Annotated in this window: 21 protein-coding genes, 1 tRNA gene and 1 pseudogene; 4 read left to right on the top strand and 19 right to left on the bottom strand. The window is 57.3% G+C overall.

Annotated elements, in window-relative coordinates:
* From NT131_07025 to NT131_07015, 3 genes are all read right to left on the bottom strand, one after another.
* A partial coding sequence (locus NT131_07025) for an exosome complex RNA-binding protein Csl4 (protein MCX6651389.1) occupies positions 1-402 on the bottom strand: 402 nt, incomplete at its 3' end.
* On the bottom strand, positions 399-1010 hold the full coding sequence (locus NT131_07020; GenBank protein MCX6651388.1) for an METTL5 family protein: 612 nt from the start codon (positions 1008-1010) through the stop codon (positions 399-401). The genes NT131_07025 and NT131_07020, both read right to left, overlap by 4 nt.
* 51 nt (positions 1011-1061) lie before the next feature.
* Positions 1062-1697, bottom strand: coding sequence for a helix-turn-helix domain-containing protein (locus tag NT131_07015; GenBank protein MCX6651387.1), 636 nt, complete (start codon positions 1695-1697; stop codon positions 1062-1064).
* Positions 1698-2090: 393 nt separating this feature from the next.
* On the opposite strand from NT131_07015, the gene NT131_07010 reads away from it, so the two are divergent.
* Positions 2091-2333 (top strand): hypothetical protein, encoded by a 243-nt coding sequence (locus NT131_07010; GenBank protein ID MCX6651386.1) that lies wholly within the window; start codon positions 2091-2093, stop codon positions 2331-2333.
* Here the strand turns inward: NT131_07010 and NT131_07005 are convergent.
* From NT131_07005 to NT131_06995, 3 genes are all read right to left on the bottom strand, one after another.
* Positions 2330-2773, bottom strand: coding sequence for an Lrp/AsnC family transcriptional regulator (locus NT131_07005; protein MCX6651385.1), 444 nt, complete (start codon positions 2771-2773; stop codon positions 2330-2332). The two genes, NT131_07010 and NT131_07005, sit on opposite strands and share 4 nt — an antisense overlap.
* A gap of 129 nt (positions 2774-2902) precedes the next feature.
* Entirely contained in the window at positions 2903-4003 is a 1101-nt protein-coding gene (locus NT131_07000; GenBank protein ID MCX6651384.1) for a hypothetical protein, read from the bottom strand.
* A 49-nt stretch (positions 4004-4052) separates the two neighbouring features.
* The gene (locus NT131_06995; GenBank protein MCX6651383.1) at positions 4053-4673 is read right to left on the bottom strand and encodes a hypothetical protein; all 621 of its coding nucleotides are present in this window, start codon (positions 4671-4673) and stop codon (positions 4053-4055) included.
* Positions 4674-4728: 55 nt separating this feature from the next.
* Here NT131_06995 and NT131_06990 point away from each other — a divergent pair, with 55 nt between their 5' ends.
* On the top strand, positions 4729-5436 hold the full coding sequence (locus NT131_06990; protein MCX6651382.1) for a hypothetical protein: 708 nt from the start codon (positions 4729-4731) through the stop codon (positions 5434-5436).
* Here NT131_06990 and NT131_06985 read toward each other — a convergent pair.
* The 5 genes from NT131_06985 to NT131_06965 form a co-directional block, all read right to left on the bottom strand.
* Positions 5405-6520, bottom strand: coding sequence for an aminopeptidase (locus NT131_06985; protein MCX6651381.1), 1116 nt, complete (start codon positions 6518-6520; stop codon positions 5405-5407). The two genes, NT131_06990 and NT131_06985, sit on opposite strands and share 32 nt — an antisense overlap.
* Before the next feature lie 112 nt (positions 6521-6632).
* A complete protein-coding gene (locus NT131_06980) occupies positions 6633-7454 on the bottom strand; it encodes an ATP-binding cassette domain-containing protein (GenBank protein MCX6651380.1) in 822 nt (273 codons plus the stop codon).
* Positions 7455-7848: 394 nt separating this feature from the next.
* A complete protein-coding gene (locus NT131_06975; protein MCX6651379.1) occupies positions 7849-8451 on the bottom strand; it encodes a DNA-3-methyladenine glycosylase in 603 nt (200 codons plus the stop codon).
* Positions 8438-8890: a methylated-DNA--[protein]-cysteine S-methyltransferase gene (locus tag NT131_06970; protein MCX6651378.1), complete on the bottom strand. Its 453-nt coding sequence runs from the start codon at positions 8888-8890 to the stop codon at positions 8438-8440. Before NT131_06970 ends, NT131_06975 begins: the two co-directional genes overlap by 14 nt.
* An 87-nt stretch (positions 8891-8977) precedes the next feature.
* A complete protein-coding gene (locus tag NT131_06965; GenBank protein MCX6651377.1) occupies positions 8978-9532 on the bottom strand; it encodes a GNAT family N-acetyltransferase in 555 nt (184 codons plus the stop codon).
* Positions 9533-10165: 633 nt separating this feature from the next.
* Between NT131_06965 and NT131_06960 the strand changes: the two genes are divergently transcribed.
* The gene (locus tag NT131_06960) at positions 10166-10381 is read left to right on the top strand and encodes a hypothetical protein (GenBank protein MCX6651376.1); all 216 of its coding nucleotides are present in this window, start codon (positions 10166-10168) and stop codon (positions 10379-10381) included.
* A gap of 181 nt (positions 10382-10562) precedes the next feature.
* Here NT131_06960 and NT131_06955 read toward each other — a convergent pair whose 3' ends face one another.
* From NT131_06955 to NT131_06925, 7 genes and pseudogenes are all read right to left on the bottom strand, one after another.
* Positions 10563-11120, bottom strand: a complete 558-nt coding sequence (locus tag NT131_06955; GenBank protein MCX6651375.1) for a TATA-box-binding protein — start codon at positions 11118-11120, stop codon at positions 10563-10565.
* 242 nt (positions 11121-11362) lie between these two features.
* Positions 11363-11438 (bottom strand) — tRNA-Val (locus tag NT131_06950).
* Positions 11439-11499: 61 nt separating this feature from the next.
* Positions 11500-12219, bottom strand: a complete 720-nt coding sequence (locus NT131_06945) for an RAD55 family ATPase (GenBank protein MCX6651374.1) — start codon at positions 12217-12219, stop codon at positions 11500-11502.
* Positions 12220-12272: 53 nt separating this feature from the next.
* A complete protein-coding gene (locus NT131_06940; protein MCX6651373.1) occupies positions 12273-13595 on the bottom strand; it encodes a hypothetical protein in 1323 nt (440 codons plus the stop codon).
* A 5-nt stretch (positions 13596-13600) separates the two neighbouring features.
* Positions 13601-14287, bottom strand: a pseudogene (locus NT131_06935) (AAA family ATPase).
* Positions 14288-14390: 103 nt separating this feature from the next.
* On the bottom strand, positions 14391-15095 hold the full coding sequence (locus tag NT131_06930) for an anaerobic ribonucleoside-triphosphate reductase activating protein (GenBank protein MCX6651372.1): 705 nt from the start codon (positions 15093-15095) through the stop codon (positions 14391-14393).
* A 52-nt stretch (positions 15096-15147) separates the two neighbouring features.
* The gene (locus NT131_06925; protein MCX6651371.1) at positions 15148-15327 is read right to left on the bottom strand and encodes a hypothetical protein; all 180 of its coding nucleotides are present in this window, start codon (positions 15325-15327) and stop codon (positions 15148-15150) included.
* Between the two features lie 116 nt (positions 15328-15443).
* Here NT131_06925 and NT131_06920 point away from each other — a divergent pair, with 116 nt between their 5' ends.
* Positions 15444-15860 carry a hypothetical protein gene (locus NT131_06920; GenBank protein MCX6651370.1) on the top strand — a complete coding sequence of 139 codons (417 nt, stop codon included), beginning with the start codon at positions 15444-15446 and terminating at the stop codon, positions 15858-15860.
* On the opposite strand, the gene nadC is transcribed toward NT131_06920, so the two are convergent.
* Positions 15854-16675 (bottom strand): carboxylating nicotinate-nucleotide diphosphorylase, encoded by an 822-nt coding sequence (nadC, locus tag NT131_06915; protein ID MCX6651369.1) that lies wholly within the window; start codon positions 16673-16675, stop codon positions 15854-15856. The two genes, NT131_06920 and nadC, sit on opposite strands and share 7 nt — an antisense overlap.
* Positions 16676-16686 lie beyond the last annotated feature (11 nt).

The following is a 16686-nucleotide window of genomic DNA, read 5'->3' as shown; positions in this document are numbered from 1 at the left end:
AATGGACGGCTTGACCTGCATGACCTTAGCGCGGATGATATCGCTGGGTCGGTATTCGCGGCCGACGTCCTGCACGTAGTCCTGGGATATCTTGGAGACATGGATGGTGCCGTTGGTGTCCCCGGTGATGTTGCGGGACCTGCCCTCGACCATCACCACCTCGCAGATCGCCATCGAGGCTCGCACGTCGGTGATCTCGCAGAAAACTGAATCTCCTATCGCCAGAGAGACCATGGGATTCTCCGCCTTCACACTGACCGTCTTATCCGAATCGTTCATATCCAGCTCGCCGGTCAGGGCGGAGTAGACTATCCCGTTCTCTTCATAAGTGCCTTCGGCAGGGAGGTACTCCTCGGCCACTGCCACCTCGTCACCTGGTAAAACCTTCTTTTTGTCACTCATTCCGGTACACCTTCTTTGAGGATGCAAAATAGCGTGACGTCGACTTCTTTCTTCGCCTTGCTATGGAATTCGAACATATGAGGAATCCCGAATTTATACCTTTTTAGAATCGTAGCCTCGTACCCTTCCCGTGATACGTAACGCTGGATGAAGTCCTCGGTCTGGCTGAGATGCAGGGAATATATGGCCGGGGCGCATTTCATGGCTGCGTCAAGGAACGGCCGGTCGGCGCCCTTTCTCTGTGCACCGAAGGGCGGGTTCATGATGACCGTGTCCGCCCTTTCCACGAACTCGGTTATTTCCTCCTGCCGGAATTCGATGTTCACGTGAAGCCTATTGGCGTTGGCCTTAGCCTGGACCAGGGCCTGGGGGTCCTTGTCCATGGCGATGACCTGACCGGCGCCCAGCAGGGCGGCGCCAATGCCCAGGAGGCCGGTGCCGCACCCCAGGTCCAGGACCTTTCGGCCCTCGATGTGGTCCGAGGCGAGGGCTTCAAAGAGCATGCTGGCGGCGATCACCGACGGGGTCGAGTACTGTTCAAGCTTCGGCTGGGGGTCCTGGAACGGTTGCAGGGACTGCAACGTCATTTCCAGCTCTCTCCGTCTCATCCCCCTTCACCTTCTCCTTGCCCGCCAGCAATAATGAGCTGGGCGCGGCGCTCACTGATTTAATCCCAGGTTAAGGAAGTCCGCGCTGGTCAGGATGCCGACTATGGCCCCCTTCCGGGATACCAAAATGGCCTCCTCCCGCTGCAGATGGAACGAGGCCAGATCTATGGGCGTGTCCTCGTTCAGGATCGGGAACGGGGGGTCCATTATCTCCTCTATGCGGGTGCGCATGACCTCTTCGTACGTCTTCTTCCTGGTCTTGGTCTGTTCGATGGTATAGTCCCGGACGGCATCATCGGTCAGACCTCCGACGATCCTCTCCCCCACGATGACCGGCAGTTGCGTGAAGCGGCCCTTCATCATCCTCTCCACCGCCTCGCCCACGCTCTGGTCCGGTGTCACGAAAATGACCCCGCGCGTGGCCAAATCACCGACGGTCAGCTGCGTTCCGGAGCGGACGCCCTCCACCTTGCGCCTCCTGATGACCTCCTCGAACGCAGAAAGTATCTTGCGCACGTTGCTATAAGAAGGGTCGATGGTCCCGCGCTCTATCTTGGCGATGAGGGATTGGCTCACGCCCGCCAGCCCGGCTAGCTCTCTTTGGGATAGGTTCAATCTCTTGCGCATCTGTCTTATCTTGTCCAAGTCCGGCAATTGGGGAACTAGGGCGGTACGGGATGAGGTCATTTGGGCTTCACCTTATCGGGATTTGTTCTATAAACGTGTATCATATTATTATCATTTTCCAGCGCGATATTCCATATACGCTGAAGAATCAAACCATTGAATTTGAGTCCTTTAGACAAATGAATGGTCTAATTGAAAAAAATGATTGGTTCTCCCTATTTTATGGATGATTTATGACTATTTTAGGCATAATTGATACGATATTCGTATAAATAACCAAAAAAATACTGTTATTTTAGCAATGACTAAATATTATAAGCTTTTTCGATGGTCCGGCAAGGGTACGGCGCTCAGAATCTGGAGCGCAGTCTGAATAAGCAGGCAATGCTATAGGTGTGTCAGAACAATAAATCTAATATACTACTGGCTCCCCGTCTGCCAAGGGTAGCATCCATGTGCGCGGGCATGCACGGAGGGCGCATCTACGTTCGCGGCGAGGTGGCCCCAGAGCAATTGGGGCCCGAGGCGGCCTTGTCCGTGCTGACGGAGGACGACGACGCGGATGTACGGGGGTTGCTGGACGATTTTAAGGCGGCCTTCAAGATGGAGGTGCCTGACGACCTTTCAAAGTTCGTCAAGATCGCCCCCAGCTCCAGCCGGCCCTTCTCCGGGTACTACGACAAGACCAACATCTAGTTGCCCGGGAGGCGGTTGGCCGAGCTCATGACCATGCGCAGCTCGATGTCCTCCAATCCCACCGGCAATATCTTATTGGACAGGGCGTGCTCCAGGTCGGAGGAGTCCTTGGCCTGCAGCCGGACCATGATCCGGCGGGGGCCGCTGATCTGCAGCACCTCCTTGACCTCCTCCACTCCCCGGAGCTTGCGCAGCTCCTCCGATGGAACGCCCGGCTTGAGATTGGCCAGCAGTATGGCGTCCACCCGTATGCCCATCCTTTCGTTGTTCACCACGGCGAAGTAGCCGAGGATGATGCCGTCGTTCTCCATGCGCACGATGCGGTCCCGCACCGTGGATGGGGAGCGCTTGAGCTTGGCGGCGATATCGTTGTGCGTCATCCTGCCGTCGTTGACCAGGAGGTTCAGGATGCGCCGGTTCATGGCGTCGACTACGGGCATCTCGCACCCGGACTCCTTTGTTATGTCTTAAGAATTCCGATGAAACAACGTTCAGAACGACCTTTTTTTCATGAAATAGAAAAAAATCAGGAAGAAATTGGGAGATAATTCGATTTTCGCGCTTTATTTTCACTTCCGGAAGAAGGTGGGCGCCTCCGGCTTGGGCGTGAAGCAGGCCTCGCCCATCTCCAGCACCTGGACTCCGGTCTCGAGGGCGGTGTCGGCGATGGCCTTCTCTATTGCTTTCTTTAGCTCGTTGGGGGAGGCGGAGACCCGAGCGTTGAGCACCAGTTTTCCTTCCCCGGTGAAATAACGCCCTCCTTTCAGTCCGTCCACCTGCATGCGGTCCTCCACCAAGCTCATCTTGGCCGCGGCCGTGGGCGACGTCAGCATGACCTTGACGTGCCCGATGGTCTCGGGCGGGAAGTCCGTGGCCACCTTCCTTATTAGGGAGGTGATGAAAGCGTTGACGTCCAGGCGCCCCTCGGACACCAATCGGGCGTAGGCGTTGAACCAGCCCATGGAGGCCTTCTCCACCGCGAAGATCTTCTGGTCCACCTCCTTGGCCTCCTTAGTGCTGACCTGGTCCGAGAGGACGATGTCCACTATCTTGTCCAGGTTCTTCCTGCTGAAAGCGGAGCAGACGATGACCTCGGCGGTGGTGTCCTTGCGCACGGCCGCGGTGGCCTTCTCCACGTCCGCTTCGCTGAGGCGGTCGGCCTTGGAAATCAGCACGTACTCCGCCTCGCTGACCTGGTGCACAGGGATTAGCTTTCCGCCGCCCAGTCCGAACCCCTCCGGCCGTTTCAATAGCTCTGTGGCCCGGGTGCCATCCACGATCACGAAGAAGGGGGCCACCTGGAACTCGTCCGGGTACATGCTGCGCAGCGGGGCCACTACGGAGCCTAGTATGGCCGTGGACGTGCCGATCGGTTCGGCGATTATAACGTTCGGGCGGCCCATGGACACCAGTGTGCGTGCGTTCTTCACGAACTCCCCGAAGTTGGCGCAGAAGCAGCCGCCCAGCACGTCCTTCACGTCGAAGCCGGCGTCCTTCATGTATTCCGTGTCCACTAGCACGTTCCCCTGATCGTTGGTGATGATGGCCACGGACTTTCCGTGCTTGGACCTCAGTTCCTTCCCCAGCGCCGCGGCCAGGGTGGTCTTCCCCGCCCCCAGGTAACCGCCGATGACGACGAACCTGGTAGGGGTGTTCTCTCCGGACTGCATGCACGGGGTATCGTTCCGACGTGCTTATACGTTTCTTGGGACTCCAATATTACAGTCCCTCGATGCGGATGGTCCGCCGAAGGAAGGCGCAGGTCTGACAGGGGATGTCGATGACGCAGCTCTGGCCGGCCGGGATGCCTTTGATGGCCGCCAACAGAGCCAGGTCCATGGGCCGGTAGGTGGGCTTGCGGTTGTTGGCGGTGAGCACCCCCTTCTCCGAGGGAGTCAGCTCCTGGGCGTCGAAGCGGGACTGGGCGAACCTCATGCAGCTCTCCGCCTCCTCCTTGCTGCACTGGTCGCAGCGCACGCCCACTTTGACCACCGGGCCGTAAAGGTCGGCCAAAGGATCTACCAGGAAGATCCCGTGGTCCTTGCCGATGGTTATGAAGACAGCGTATGGATGGGCGGCCTCGATGAGCTCCATGCGGGTCCCACGCACCTTATGCTCCTCCTTGACCGACCAGAATTCCCGGAGATGGTGGTTGAGCTGATATACCATCTGTTGATATTCGATGCCTAGCGCATCGGCCAGTTCCTGCTTGCTTATCGGCAAGTCCCGGGTGGAGCGGTACAGCTTGGTCAGGATGCTCTTGCGCAGCTCGTGGTTAACGATGGAGGTGTATATCTCCGGGTCGATGTAGGCCATCTCTATGCGGCAGTCGGATGTCAACATCACTTGATTCCATTCTCAATTATTTAACCGTTCATGGGCGGACCGGATTAACTTGATTGTACTGCTACGGGGGATGTACCTCGGCGGACGATGCAACAGCATGGTGGGTAAATCCAAAGAATGCCCGAAGTGCAAGGCCAGATTGAGGAGCAATTATGTGTTCTGCAACCAATGCGGACACCGGTTCCTGCCTGGAGATGGCACGGGGCGAAATGATAAGGTCAAGAAGGAAGGCACCCCGCACATCGTGCTGGACAGAAAACAGATCAAGGCCAAATGCCGTGAGGACGACACGGGTCCGCTCCCACGGAGAACGGCCCTCATCGTGCTGTTGACGCTCATGGCCGTGGTGCCCATGACGCCCTGGTTGAGCGTGTTCGATGGTGTCCTGACCGTTCCGGCGTACAGCTACGATTACCTGTTCGGAGGTTTCCTTACCCTGTTGGCCCTGGTTGGCGCGGTTATAGTCCTATCGGACCACATCGTCAAGGGCCTGAGGGCGAGGAGGTACATCCTGGCGGGCCTGGGCATCGCGGCTTTCGTGATCGTGCTTCACGATTACCTGGAAACGGTCCAGGTCCAGATGGACACCTACTCTTCGATCGTCGTGCTCGAACCTGGATTTGGGCTTTACCTGGCGTTCGTCGTCAGCATCGCCTTGACGGCCGTCGCATTGATGCCCGCCTCCGCCTCTCTCAGGAGCGTGCGTCCGAATGTGACCTATGCCGTCAGACCAGGTTCTCCGGGTTCAGGCCCTTGAGCTCATCGACGACGAAGCGACCGTCCTTGCGGACCAGCTTGCCGTCGAAATAGATCTCCCCGCCGCCCATTTCCGGCGTCTGTATCAGCACCATGTCCCAGTGCACGGTTGACTTGTTGCCGTTGTCCGACTCCTGATAGGCGTTGCCGGGGGTGAAGTGTATGGAACCGGCGATCTTCTCGTCGAACAGGGTGTCGAGCATGGCCTGGTTGATGAACGGGTTGACGCCAATGGCGAACTCGCCGACGTACCTTGCCCCGGGGTCTGTATCGTGAATGATGTTCTGGGACTTGGTGTCGGAGCTGGTGGCTTCTACTATCTTCCCATTCTTGAACTTCAGAACCACGTTGTCGAAAACCTTGCCCTGGTACAGTGTCCTGGTATTGTAACTGATGATGCCGTTGACCGAGTTCTTGATCGGGGCGGTGAAGACCTCCCCGTCAGGGATGTTCCGATCGCCCTCGCATTTGATGGCCGGCATTCCTTTGATAGAGAAATTGAGGTCGGTCCCAGGGCTGACGATGCGCACCTTGTCGGTACGCTCCATCACTTTCACAAGGGGGTCCATCGCCCTGGACATCTTCGGGTAGTCGAGGGTGCAGGTGTTGAAATAGAAATCCTCGAAGGCCTCGGTGGACATCTGGGCCTGCTGGGCCATGGACGAGGTCGGCCATCTGAGGACAACCCACTTGGTCTTGGGCACCCGGTAACCGGTGTGCACCGGACCGGACCAGTACTTCATGTAGAGATCGATCTTCTCCGCCGGAACATCGGAGTTCTCGGTGATGTTGAAGGAGCCGCGCATGCCTATGTAGGCCTGGGCCTTCTTCATTTTTTCCAGCTCGATCTCCCCGATCTGGGATATGGTCTTTTGGTCAGCGCCAATCAGTAATTTTCTCAGGATCTTGGCGGACCGGAGGGTTACCATGGGGACGCCTCCGACTTCGTATATCTTGTCCAACAGTACCTCCACCATTTCCGTGGGTATGTCGAACGCTTCGATGTAAACCGTCTCTCCCTTCTGGAGCTTGACGGAGTGATCTATGAGCACGTCGGCCAATTTTCGCATTCTTGGGTCGTACATACGAGCCCAGTTAATCCCTTGGAAGGTATATCAGGATTGGGAAATCACCACTAACCGCTGCCGTACCTCGGGATGATTTTTCGAGCTCGGAACGTCCGTGCCTGTTATGGGTCTAATCCGGTCGCTCCGCAGATCGTTGCTCCTGGTCCCTGGGCCAGGCAAAATACCTTCCCTCGATATGGGTCAGACCTATAGGCCCTTCGAACAGGGCGGAGAGGTTCCCCTCGTTGAGCAGGTCCATGCCTCCGTCCCTGAAGATGGTCCCATCCTTGACCATGACCACGCGGTCCATCTCCGGCACGATGTCCGAGGGGTCGTGGGTGACCAGCACCAGGGTGCGCCCTTGCTGGGCCAGAGAACGAATGGCCTGGCGCACCAGCTGTTTGCCGATGAGGTCCAGGGAGCTCATCGGTTCGTCCAGTATGAGCGCTACCGGCGAGTTCACCAGCGCCCGGGCCATGAGGACCCGGCGGGCCTCCCCGGTGGAGAGCGTATGGAACCTCCGTTCGGCGAGATGCTCGGAACCGATGGAGGCCAGGTTGGTCATGGCCCGTTCGGTCATCTTTGGAGATACCTCCTGCGACCTGTTCGTTCCCAGGGAACCGAAGAAGCCGGAAACGACCACGTCCAGGCATTCCATGTCCCTGGTGAAGTCCGTCTGCAGCTCGGCGGAGACCAGACCGAAGGCCTTCCTCACGTCGAACAGGTTCCAAAGGTCCGTCCCCCTCAGCTTGACGAAGGCCCCCTCGACCGAGGTGTCGTGCCGGTGCTCGCCCATCATGGTCTTTATGAGGGAAGATTTCCCGGAACCGTTCGGTCCGAGGACCACCAGTCGTTCGCCCTCCCTGATGGTCAGGTCCACGCCCTTCAACAGGATGGCCGAACCTTTGGTCACGCGCATATTATGCATCTCGATGATGGGACTGGCGGGCATTCGGAACCGTATCGGTCGGGGAATATAAACCGCTGCCTCTGGGCGGAGCATCCTCTGGGGAACATTAAGAAAATGGGAAAAATGAGGTTGTGACCCCCAGTGGGGTAAGGACTTGTGGCCATTAGAATGGCCGAAAAGGAACGTTCGGAGAAGGGCTTATCTCTTCTTGCCTTTGGACGGGGCAGCCTTGTCGGCGGCAGCGGCCTTCTTCTCTTCGTTCTTCTTCTTTTGCTTCTGCATATCCTTCTTGGACATTGCCATAAGGTTCCTGTATGGACGTATTCGTACTTAACGATAATTATATAACCCTGAAATTAACGGCCGTCTCAAATCGTGTCGGACCCGTATCCAGAGCGTAGCGGGTGCGCTTCAGGTTCGACGGAATGGCCGAAGATCACTCGTGAGAGATCTTCCAAAGGTAAAGAGAGGCTATCGACCCGTATGGCGAATACCGCTTCCGGTACCTTTCGAAATCGTCCTTATCCAGTTTATCAAGACCGTAGAGGACCGTCATCCCCCGCCTGATGGCCAGGTCGCTCCAGCTCACCACGTCCGGGCGCTGCAGCGAGAATATTAGCATCATCTCGGCCGTCCAGATGCCAACGCCCCGCAGCGCGCTCAGGCGCTTGATGACCTCTTCATCTGAAAGATCGTTCAACGCCTCCAGGTCGAGGTTCCCTTGCACGCAGGCCTCGGCGATGCCTCGGACGTACTCGGCCTTGCGGAAGGACATCCCGCAGGTCTGTATGTTCTGGATGGAGGCGGCGAAGAAGCGCTCCGGCGTTATATCTCCGAAACGCTCCTTCACCCTACCCCAGACCGTATCCGCCGCTTTTCCGGATATCTGCTGGCAGACGATGCTGTTCACCAGGGCGGAGAAGAGGTCGGGGGACAGCTCGGTCTCGATCATGCCGACGCGGTCGATGACCTGGCCCAACCTCCGGTCCCTTTTACGGAGATGGTCCAGTTCCTTACGGCCGTACTCAAGAGCGAGCATGTCGCTTCTCCAGTTCCAGGAGCTGCTGTTTAATCTTCAGGCCTGCAACGAAGCCGACCAGCTTCCCGTCGGCGCCGATCACTCTGTGGCAGGGGATCATGATGGATAGGGGGTTCCGGTTGTTGGCCTGGCCTACGGCGCGGGCCGCTCCGGGCCTGCCGATCATGGCCGCCACCTCACCATAGCTGCGTGTCTGGCCGTAAGGTATCTTCCGTAGGGCCTCCCAGACCTGGCGGGAGAACTCCGTCCCTTCTAAAGCCAACGGGACGGTGAACCCCTTCCTTTTTCCAGAAAGGTATTCCTTGATCTGCTTGGCGGTCTCTTTCAACAAGGGCGTCTCCTCCTCTACGCCATTCATGGGCGCCATCTCGCCAGGCAGATAGACGGCAGTGATCCCCTTTTCGTTTCCGGCCAAGCCCATGGTCCCCATTTCCGTCATGAAATGATATACCTTCATCGTCTTTCACCTTGAATGGTCTACGTTGGTCATTGTCCTTAGTTCTCGGCCTTGTAATCAAGATTCCTTCTAGTCGCCCTCGAGCAGGGCGAAGATCAATTGGTCGACATATCCTTGGTTCACGAGGACCCGTTGGCGGTAAGTGCCTTCATAGACGAAGGATAGCTTCTGCAGGATGCTGATGGATGGGCGGTTGGTTGCCAATGGGAACGCTTCCACTCGATGAAGTTCCATATCAGCGAAGGCGAAGTTCAGGACGGGGCTCAGCGCTTCGACCATCAGCCCCTTCCCCCATTGCGCGTGATGCAGCTCATAACCAAGCTCGGCGCGATGCGAACCTTGATCGATGTTCCAGAGGCAGCATTCGCCGATGACGCAGCCCTTTTCTTTCAGTTCGATGGCCCAGGTCAGGGCCGTACCTTGTCCTCGATCGGCCACGCATCTTTCCACCCAGGCCGCGGTCTCCTCCGGCCTTTGATGCGGGTTCAGACCGTAACCCTCGGTGACCAGCGGGTCGGACTTGATGTGGTACATGGCCTTCGCGTCCTCCATCGTCATTGGTCGGAGGCGCAACCGGCCAGTGGTGAACACCGCCCTATCAAGTGACGGACCTATCGTTCCCATGATCCCTCACTGAGTTGAACATGCTATAGAATAAAAAGTGATGATTTGAAACTGGGTCTAAACTGAGTGTAATTCTTTCTAATTATATATAGTATTACTGAATTATAATCAGACCGTTAATTTGATATATGGTTCTGAAATTGCACCCCTTCCATCACAGAGTAGACTGGATGGATAGTTTGCAGAGTAATAATCATCAGGATTTTGTTGATTCAAGATGCAAAGAGAAGCATGATCTGTTCCTCATCATGATAATGGCCATCCTGGGCCTTCTGACTATATTCGTCGAGACTATGCTAGTGCCGGCATTGCCGAGCATCGCGCAAGATCTAGCCGTCAATTCAGCTGACCTGGCATGGGTCCTCACGGTATACACTCTTTCTGGAGCGGTCGCCAACCTATCGCCGGAAAGCTGGGCGAGATGTGGGGACGAAAGCGCGTCCTCCTCATGATCATCTATATGATCGGCATAATCGGTGCCGCGATATTTTGGGACCTGCTCTCTCATCGTGTTCCGTGCCGTTCAGGGCATCGGAATGGGCGCAATAACGCTGCTCATGGGGATGGCGAAGGACGTCCTCCCGGTGCGCCTGTTCCAAGGAGAACTTTGGATCGACAACAGCGGTGAACTCGATGATCCTGACGATAGGCATGTCCGTCGGTCCGGTTCTGGCCAGCCTCGTTATCGGAGGGTTCGCCGATGCCAGCTCTGGATACGCTTTCAGCTATGTGATAGCTGGCCTGCTCGCTCTGTTGGCCGGTGTGTTCGTTCTGTTGAACAGGGCCAAGCTGACCACCGAGTCGATCTACCCCGTTCCACAGGACGAAATACCTATCGTGGGTGAGTGATCGAGACAGACTGGAGGAGCCGGCCCCCTTGCCAAACGTGCAAGCAAGTTCAGGAGCTTGCCCCCTTACACTTTTTTTCAGTTATGCCTACTCAAACAGGAATGGGATCGGTAAAGGTAATATTGAATCAAGGATCCTCTGGCATATCGTCGATATACCAGAGGGCATGGGAAAGCGAAGCTCACTTCAATAAGCCCGCGGCCTTCAGTTCCTCAGTGATCTTTTTCACCGCCACCTCAGCGTCCTCCTCCACCTTGGCACCGGTGCAGACCAGCTTTCCAGAGCCGAACAGGAGCACGACGACCTTCGGCTCATCGATGCGGTAGACGAGCCCAGGGAACTGCTCCGGCTCGTACTCCACTCTCTCCAGGCCCAGGGAGATGGCGATGGCGTTCAGGTTGATCTCCTGGCCCAGATCGGAAGAGGCCACGATGTTCTGCACTACGACCTTCGGTGTTGCCTTGATCTTGATGCCGGCCTTCTCGAGTTGCTTCACGACCTTGCTTATGGCCGCCTCGACTTGGGACAATGACCTGCCGCCTGTGCACACGACCTTCCCGCTGCGGAAGAGCAGCGTCGCGGTCTTGGGGTCCTTCAGCCGATAGATCAAGCCTGGGAACTGCTCCGGCTCGTACTCCGCGCCGTCCAGGGCGAGGGCGATTGATTGAAGGTCAAGCTCTTCCCCGAGGGTAGTGGAAGCCACGACGTTCTCTATTTTTATCTTGGCCAAATAGGTCACCTTTCCTGACCTTAATTAAATACTCACTTAAAAGTATTTCGATATTAATTTATAGTAGATAATTCACGGAATAAAAATGTATGTATCTCCCTAGGATTGAAAAACCCCGAATAAATTTCAGGACCGGAATTCTGAAGGATATATAGCAAGCCCAAAGGGGGCAAAAAGGTTAGCTTAGCCAGTTTTACTATTTTTCCGAGTTAATAATTGAAATCAAAAAATAATTGTCTGGATAAGAGACATGGTGGGCCCAGCCGGATTCGAACCGGCGACCTTCTGCGTGTGAAGCAGACGTCATAACCGCTAGACCATGAGCCCTTAGGTAGGCGATGCAATGGGAAGGGGATATAAAAATGTTTAGAGAATGGCGTCCCAGCCATCATTCGTTGATGACCTGGGTGGCCCGGAACATCCCGTCGCTGAACATGAGGGAGAAGTATCCGGTCTTGTGGTTCGTGGAGCGCAATTTCACCGCGCGTATGCGGCGCTGCACGTCCGCCTCCCCGATGTTCTGCAGTTTCAAGGATATGACCCCGTCGGCCAGGTAGCCCTCCTCGAAGCGGCTGTTGAACATCTGGTCCGGGGACGTTTCGGAAATAAGGAAGGAGGTGACGTTCAAGCCCCTCAGCCACATGAACAGGTAGAACAGGTCGTTGCGCCGGTCGTTGTTGAGCTGGGCCGCCATCTCCAGGACGTCGAGCGAGTCCAGCACCAGTAAGTCGTACCCCAGGTCCTTCTTGACCGTCTCGGCGTACATCTTGAACACCTGCAGCCAGGACCCTTTTGCCATCATCTCGGTGACGTTCTTCCTGATGGTGGCCAGGTCCAGGACGTACACCTTTTCTTGTACCGCCGGGTCGTTCATGCCCATGAGGTTTATCTGCTGCAGGAGGTTCTCCTTGCTCTGCTCCAGGGTCATGTACACGCTGCGTGTCCCGTGGTGCTTGGCGTTATTGTAAAGTATGCTGTAGCAGAGGGAGGACTTCATGGTCCCTGGTGTTCCAGATATCAGGATGACGTGCCCTTTGGGTATCCCGCCCTGAATGTACTCATCGAAATTGTGAATGTAGGTCTTCACTCGTTCGATCCCGATTCCCATCCCCTCGGCCGAAATATAATCATTTATAGGTATATAATACCGTTTTTTCAATTTCAGAACGGTTTATTGGCCAAGGGCAGGGACATGTTGAACTCCTTGCCGTCGTGGAACATGGCGTAATAGCGGTGGTCGGCGTTGGCCCCGCGCATCTTCACGCACCTGACCCAGCGCTGCACCCGGGAATCGGCCATCTCCCGCATGCGCAGCTCGATGATGCCGTCGGAAAGGTACGCCTCCCCCTGGTTCTCCTCGTCCCACTCGTCAGAGATGTTCTCCGATATCACCAGCACGGTTATTCCCAGTGACTTGAACCAGTCGAACAGGTCCTTCAGGTCCTGCCGAGCGAAGCAGTGCTCGGACACGGCCTTGAACGATTCTAGTGAGTCAAGAACAAAGATCCTGAACCCTATCTCCTTCTGCACCTGGTGCACGTATTCCAGCATCAGGTCGCGCCAGTTGCCGCCAATGGATTCCGTGGCCTTTTTCAGGTCCTTCAGGTCGGTGACCCTCAGTAGCCCGCCAGCCGCCTCAATCGGCATTCCCAGCTTCCCCATCTGCCGGAGGAGCGAGCGCCGGCTCTGCCCCATAGTGAGGTACAGCCCGCTGATCCCGTCCCTGACCGCGGCCCGGTGCATTATGGTGTACGCCAAGATGCTCTTCATGGTGCCCGGGGCCCCGTTGAACAGGACGGTGTTGCCCTGCGGGAACCCGCCGTTCAGCACATCGTCCAACTTGGGGATGTTGGTCTTGACCAGGCCTACGCCGCCGACCTTCAGCGGGGTGTCCAGCTGCCCCTGCAGCTCCTGGAAGATCTCCTCGGTCATCCGAGCTAGTTCCTCTTCGCTAATCGCCTGGGCCTTCCCGAGGTCACCCGGCGCTTGGGACTGCTCCCGGATCTCCTGGAGCTCCTCTTCCTTTTCCTGCAACTGTAACTGTAGCGCCTCCAGTTCCGGTTCGAACTGACGTTGCAGGTCGTCCCTGATCTTCTGACGCAGTTCGTCCATCTCCGAAGGCGTGGGGGCGGCCGGCGCCTTATCGGAAGTCTGGGAACGATTGGAGCGTCCCTCCATCTCCTCAGCCTCGGCCGACAGCTTCCTCTCGCGCTCCTGGATGACCTTCTCCCTTCTCTCCAGTTCATTGGCCTTGAATTGCAGGGTGCTGTCCGGCCGGTTCACCGGTACGGGCTCCACGGAACGGATGCGCACCTTGCCGCATTCCTCGGCCTTGGTGCGGTCCAGCTTAACCCCTGTGAGATTGACCTCCAAGGGTTGGCTGGTCTTGGTCCGGAGGTCGCCGCCGCATCGTCCGCATTGCTGGTCGGTAGGCCGGACGCCGTATCCGCAGCGCGGACATTCGAACTTGCTTCGGGGCATCATGTTAATCACTCACTGATGACCCTGGTCACCTGGAATCGTCCGTTATTGTACAGCAGCGAGAAGTAGGACGGATCGTGGTTGGTCTCTCTCATCTTCACGCAGCGGATGCGCCGCTGCATATCCACGTCGCGTATAACCTGCATCTTGAGGGTAATCATACTGTCCGAGAGGTACCCTTCGTCGTACTTGCCGTCGATGAGGCGTTCCGAGGAGCTCTCGGAGATGAGGAAGACGGTGACGCCTAGGTCCCTGAGCCATTCGAAGAAGTAGAAGAGGTCGGTGCGGCGGTTGCGGATCTCCGACATGGTCTCCAGCACCTCCATGGAATCGATGACCAGGATCTTGAAGTCCAGGTCCTTCTTCAGATTGGTGATGTAGGCCTTGAACACCTGAAGCCAGGATTCGCCTCCGGCGACCTCCCGGAGCTTCTTCCGGATTATGGCCAGGTCCAGCATGTGCAGCTTGTCCTTGACCTTGTCGATGCCCATGCCCATCTGCCCCATCTGGCGCAGCATGCTCTCCCGACTCTGCTCGAGGGTGACGTAGACGGAAGTGAGACCTTCCTCCAAGGCGTTGTTGTAAAGGATGTAGTAGGTCAAGGACGACTTCATGGTCCCCGGGGTGCCAGCGATCAGCACCACGTGTCCTTCGGGTATGCCTCCGTCCAAGATCCTGTCAAAACCTTCTATGTGCGTCCTGAGCCTGCTCTCCCCTACCTCCGTTGCACTCCCCCCTCGGCCTGATTGCCGTCCATGGCCTTATGACCTTACGCCATATTAAAATCTCGGAGCAAGCTCAGATGCCCCTTAGGACGACCTTGCGCACGTACTTTCGGGCGGTCTCGGCCATGCCCAGCACCTCGCCTTCGTTGTAAGGGTCGACCTGGCTCAACCGTCGGTCCAGGGTGCGGTCGTTCTTGAACTGCTGCAGGGCGTACTTCTTGGCCCCGCCGATGAAGGAAGCCATGCGCTCTATGTCCGCCGCCTTCAGATAGTGCGGGACCACGGTGGTCCGGAACTCGTAGTCCACCCCGGACGTCATTAACAGATGGATGGAGCGCTTTATGGCCTCCAGGTCCACCTCCGTTCCGCAAAGCTGGTCGTACTGATGGTCCAGAGGGGCCTTCAGGTCCATGGCCACGTAGTCCAGCAGGCCGGCGCGCAGCAGGTCCTCCAGAACCTCCGGGTTCGTACCGTTGGTGTCCAGCTTGACCTTTAGCCCCAGCTTCCGGACCTTCCTTATCAGTTCCGGCAGGTCCTCGTTGAGGGTAGGCTCACCTCCGGTGATGACCACTCCGTCCAGGAAGTCCTGGTTGTCCAGAAGGTACTCCTCCACGACCTCCCAGGGAGCCTCCTCCACCTCGGCGGTGGGAGATAGCAGATCGGGATTGTGGCAGAAGGGGCAGCGGAAGTTGCAGCCCTGGAGGTACACGGTGGTGGCCACCATGCCGTCCCAGTCCAGCAGAGATGTTTTGGCGAAACCGACTATCCTGGCGCGCATCGTTGGTGGGGATGGTAGAAAGATGATATTAAGGGTATTGGCTAAGGGCCGTTCACTCGTCCTTGATGTCTACGATGTTGCCGTGGGCCTTGGCCTTCATGTGTCCGCCTGGACCCCCGCGCTCCTCGCGGGCCTTGTCCACGCAGTCCTCGTTCTCGCAGACGAAGGCAGCGAACACGAACTGCTTGGCCGGGCGCCCGCAGAACTGGCATTCGTACTTCTCGAAGTCCATGGAGCGGCCAGGGCAGGGGTGCAATAAAATCCTTTCGAAAAAATCATTTATGAGGATTGCGCTGTAATTGCGGGGAAGGTCAAATGCCTTATTGTTCCAAGTGTGGCAATCAGGTGATGGAAGGAGGAAGGTTCTGCGACCGCTGCGGCGCACCATTACAAATGGGGGCGTCCGGCCCATACCAGCAGGCGTCGTACTCAGGCAATCAATACAGCGCGACCTTCACGATGCCGGCGGACCGCAAGGAACCGCTCATCGCCGTCATCCTCTCCCTGCTGCTGCCCGGGGTGGGGCAGATCTACGTAGGCCATGTGCTGCGGGGCGTGCTGATCCTTTTACTGCTGCCGCTGTTCACCGTTCTGTCGGTGCTGCCTTTCGTCTTCGTGGTGGACGTGGAAAGCTTCACCGGTTTTATTTGGTGGAGCGTGATTGCGTCGATCATCTCGTTGGTGGCATATGTCTGGCAGATCGTGGACGCCTATAAGCTGGCCGAGGAGCACAATAATATGAACTCCCCGCCTCGCTGCTACTGATCGCTCACAATATGCAGGGAGAAGTGCACAGCGGGCGCGGAATGCGTCAGCGCGCCCATCGAGATCACGTCAGCGTAGTGCGCGTAGTCTTTGGCGCTCTTCAGGGTGATGCCCCCGCTGACCTCTACCAGTATCTTCTGGTCGATGGCCTTGACGGCCAGATAGCATTCCTTGGCCTGGGACGGGGTCATGTTGTCCAGCATGATGATGTCCGCCGAGGCCCGGGCGGCCTCCTGGGCCTGCTCTAGCGACTCGACCTCGATCTCCACCTTCTTCCCGAAGGAGTGCGATCGGGCCTTCTTCACGGCCTGAAAGACGCTGCCGACGATGGTCAGGTGGTTGTCCTTGATCAGAAAGGCGTCGTCCAGCCCGAAGCGGTGCGGGTCGCCCCCTCCCAGCCGTACGGCCTTCTTCTCGAAGCGGCGGAAGCCGGGGGTGGTCTTCCTGGTGGCGGCCACCACCACGTTGGGATTTGCTTTTTTACATGAGCCGACCACTTGACGGGTCAGCGTGGCCACGCCGCTCATGCGCATGATGAAGTTGAGCGCGAGTCGTTCTCCGGCCAGTATGCCCTTCAGGGGACCGGATATCTCCAGGACCACCTGCCCTTCCTTGACCGCCTCCCCGTCCTTGGCCAGCTGACGGCATTGGCAGCCAGTGCGGCGGAAGACCTCTACGGCCTCTTCAAGACCGGCCAGCGTACCATCCTGTCCCGCAGCGATGGCCGCCCGGCCCTCCCGGTCATCCACCAAGGCCTGGGAGGTGATGTCACCCTCCCCCAGGTCCTCCTGCAGGTACAGGTCGATGAGGTCCATGCCCTTCAATT

Source organism: Methanomassiliicoccales archaeon (genome assembly GCA_026394395.1).
Classification (GTDB): domain Archaea; phylum Thermoplasmatota; class Thermoplasmata; order Methanomassiliicoccales; family UBA472; genus UBA472.
Note: the sequence above shows the minus strand (reverse complement) of the source record. Positions and strands in the feature narration are given on the sequence as shown.

Bases quoted from the DNA above. Each gene is read 5' to 3' on its own strand.
- NT131_07020 (MCX6651388.1), bottom strand. From the start codon at position 1,010: ATGAGACGGAGAGAGCTGGAAATGACGTTGCAGTCCCTGCAACCGTTC.
- NT131_07015 (MCX6651387.1), bottom strand. From the start codon at position 1,697: ATGACCTCATCCCGTACCGCCCTAGTTCCCCAATTGCCGGACTTGGAC.
- NT131_07010 (MCX6651386.1), top strand. From the start codon at position 2,091: ATGTGCGCGGGCATGCACGGAGGGCGCATCTACGTTCGCGGCGAGGTG.
- NT131_07005 (MCX6651385.1), bottom strand. From the start codon at position 2,773: ATGCCCGTAGTCGACGCCATGAACCGGCGCATCCTGAACCTCCTGGTC.
- NT131_07000 (MCX6651384.1), bottom strand. From the start codon at position 4,003: ATGCAGTCCGGAGAGAACACCCCTACCAGGTTCGTCGTCATCGGCGGT.
- NT131_06985 (MCX6651381.1), bottom strand. From the start codon at position 6,520: ATGTACGACCCAAGAATGCGAAAATTGGCCGACGTGCTCATAGATCAC.
- NT131_06980 (MCX6651380.1), bottom strand. From the start codon at position 7,454: ATGCCCGCCAGTCCCATCATCGAGATGCATAATATGCGCGTGACCAAA.
- NT131_06975 (MCX6651379.1), bottom strand. From the start codon at position 8,451: ATGCTCGCTCTTGAGTACGGCCGTAAGGAACTGGACCATCTCCGTAAA.
- NT131_06970 (MCX6651378.1), bottom strand. From the start codon at position 8,890: ATGACGGAAATGGGGACCATGGGCTTGGCCGGAAACGAAAAGGGGATC.
- NT131_06965 (MCX6651377.1), bottom strand. From the start codon at position 9,532: ATGGGAACGATAGGTCCGTCACTTGATAGGGCGGTGTTCACCACTGGC.
- NT131_06960 (MCX6651376.1), top strand. From the start codon at position 10,166: ATGATCCTGACGATAGGCATGTCCGTCGGTCCGGTTCTGGCCAGCCTC.
- NT131_06945 (MCX6651374.1), bottom strand. From the start codon at position 12,219: ATGGGAATCGGGATCGAACGAGTGAAGACCTACATTCACAATTTCGAT.
- NT131_06940 (MCX6651373.1), bottom strand. From the start codon at position 13,595: ATGATGCCCCGAAGCAAGTTCGAATGTCCGCGCTGCGGATACGGCGTC.
- NT131_06930 (MCX6651372.1), bottom strand. From the start codon at position 15,095: ATGCGCGCCAGGATAGTCGGTTTCGCCAAAACATCTCTGCTGGACTGG.
- NT131_06925 (MCX6651371.1), bottom strand. From the start codon at position 15,327: ATGGACTTCGAGAAGTACGAATGCCAGTTCTGCGGGCGCCCGGCCAAG.
- NT131_06920 (MCX6651370.1), top strand. From the start codon at position 15,444: ATGGAAGGAGGAAGGTTCTGCGACCGCTGCGGCGCACCATTACAAATG.
- nadC (MCX6651369.1), bottom strand. From the start codon at position 16,675: ATGGACCTCATCGACCTGTACCTGCAGGAGGACCTGGGGGAGGGTGAC.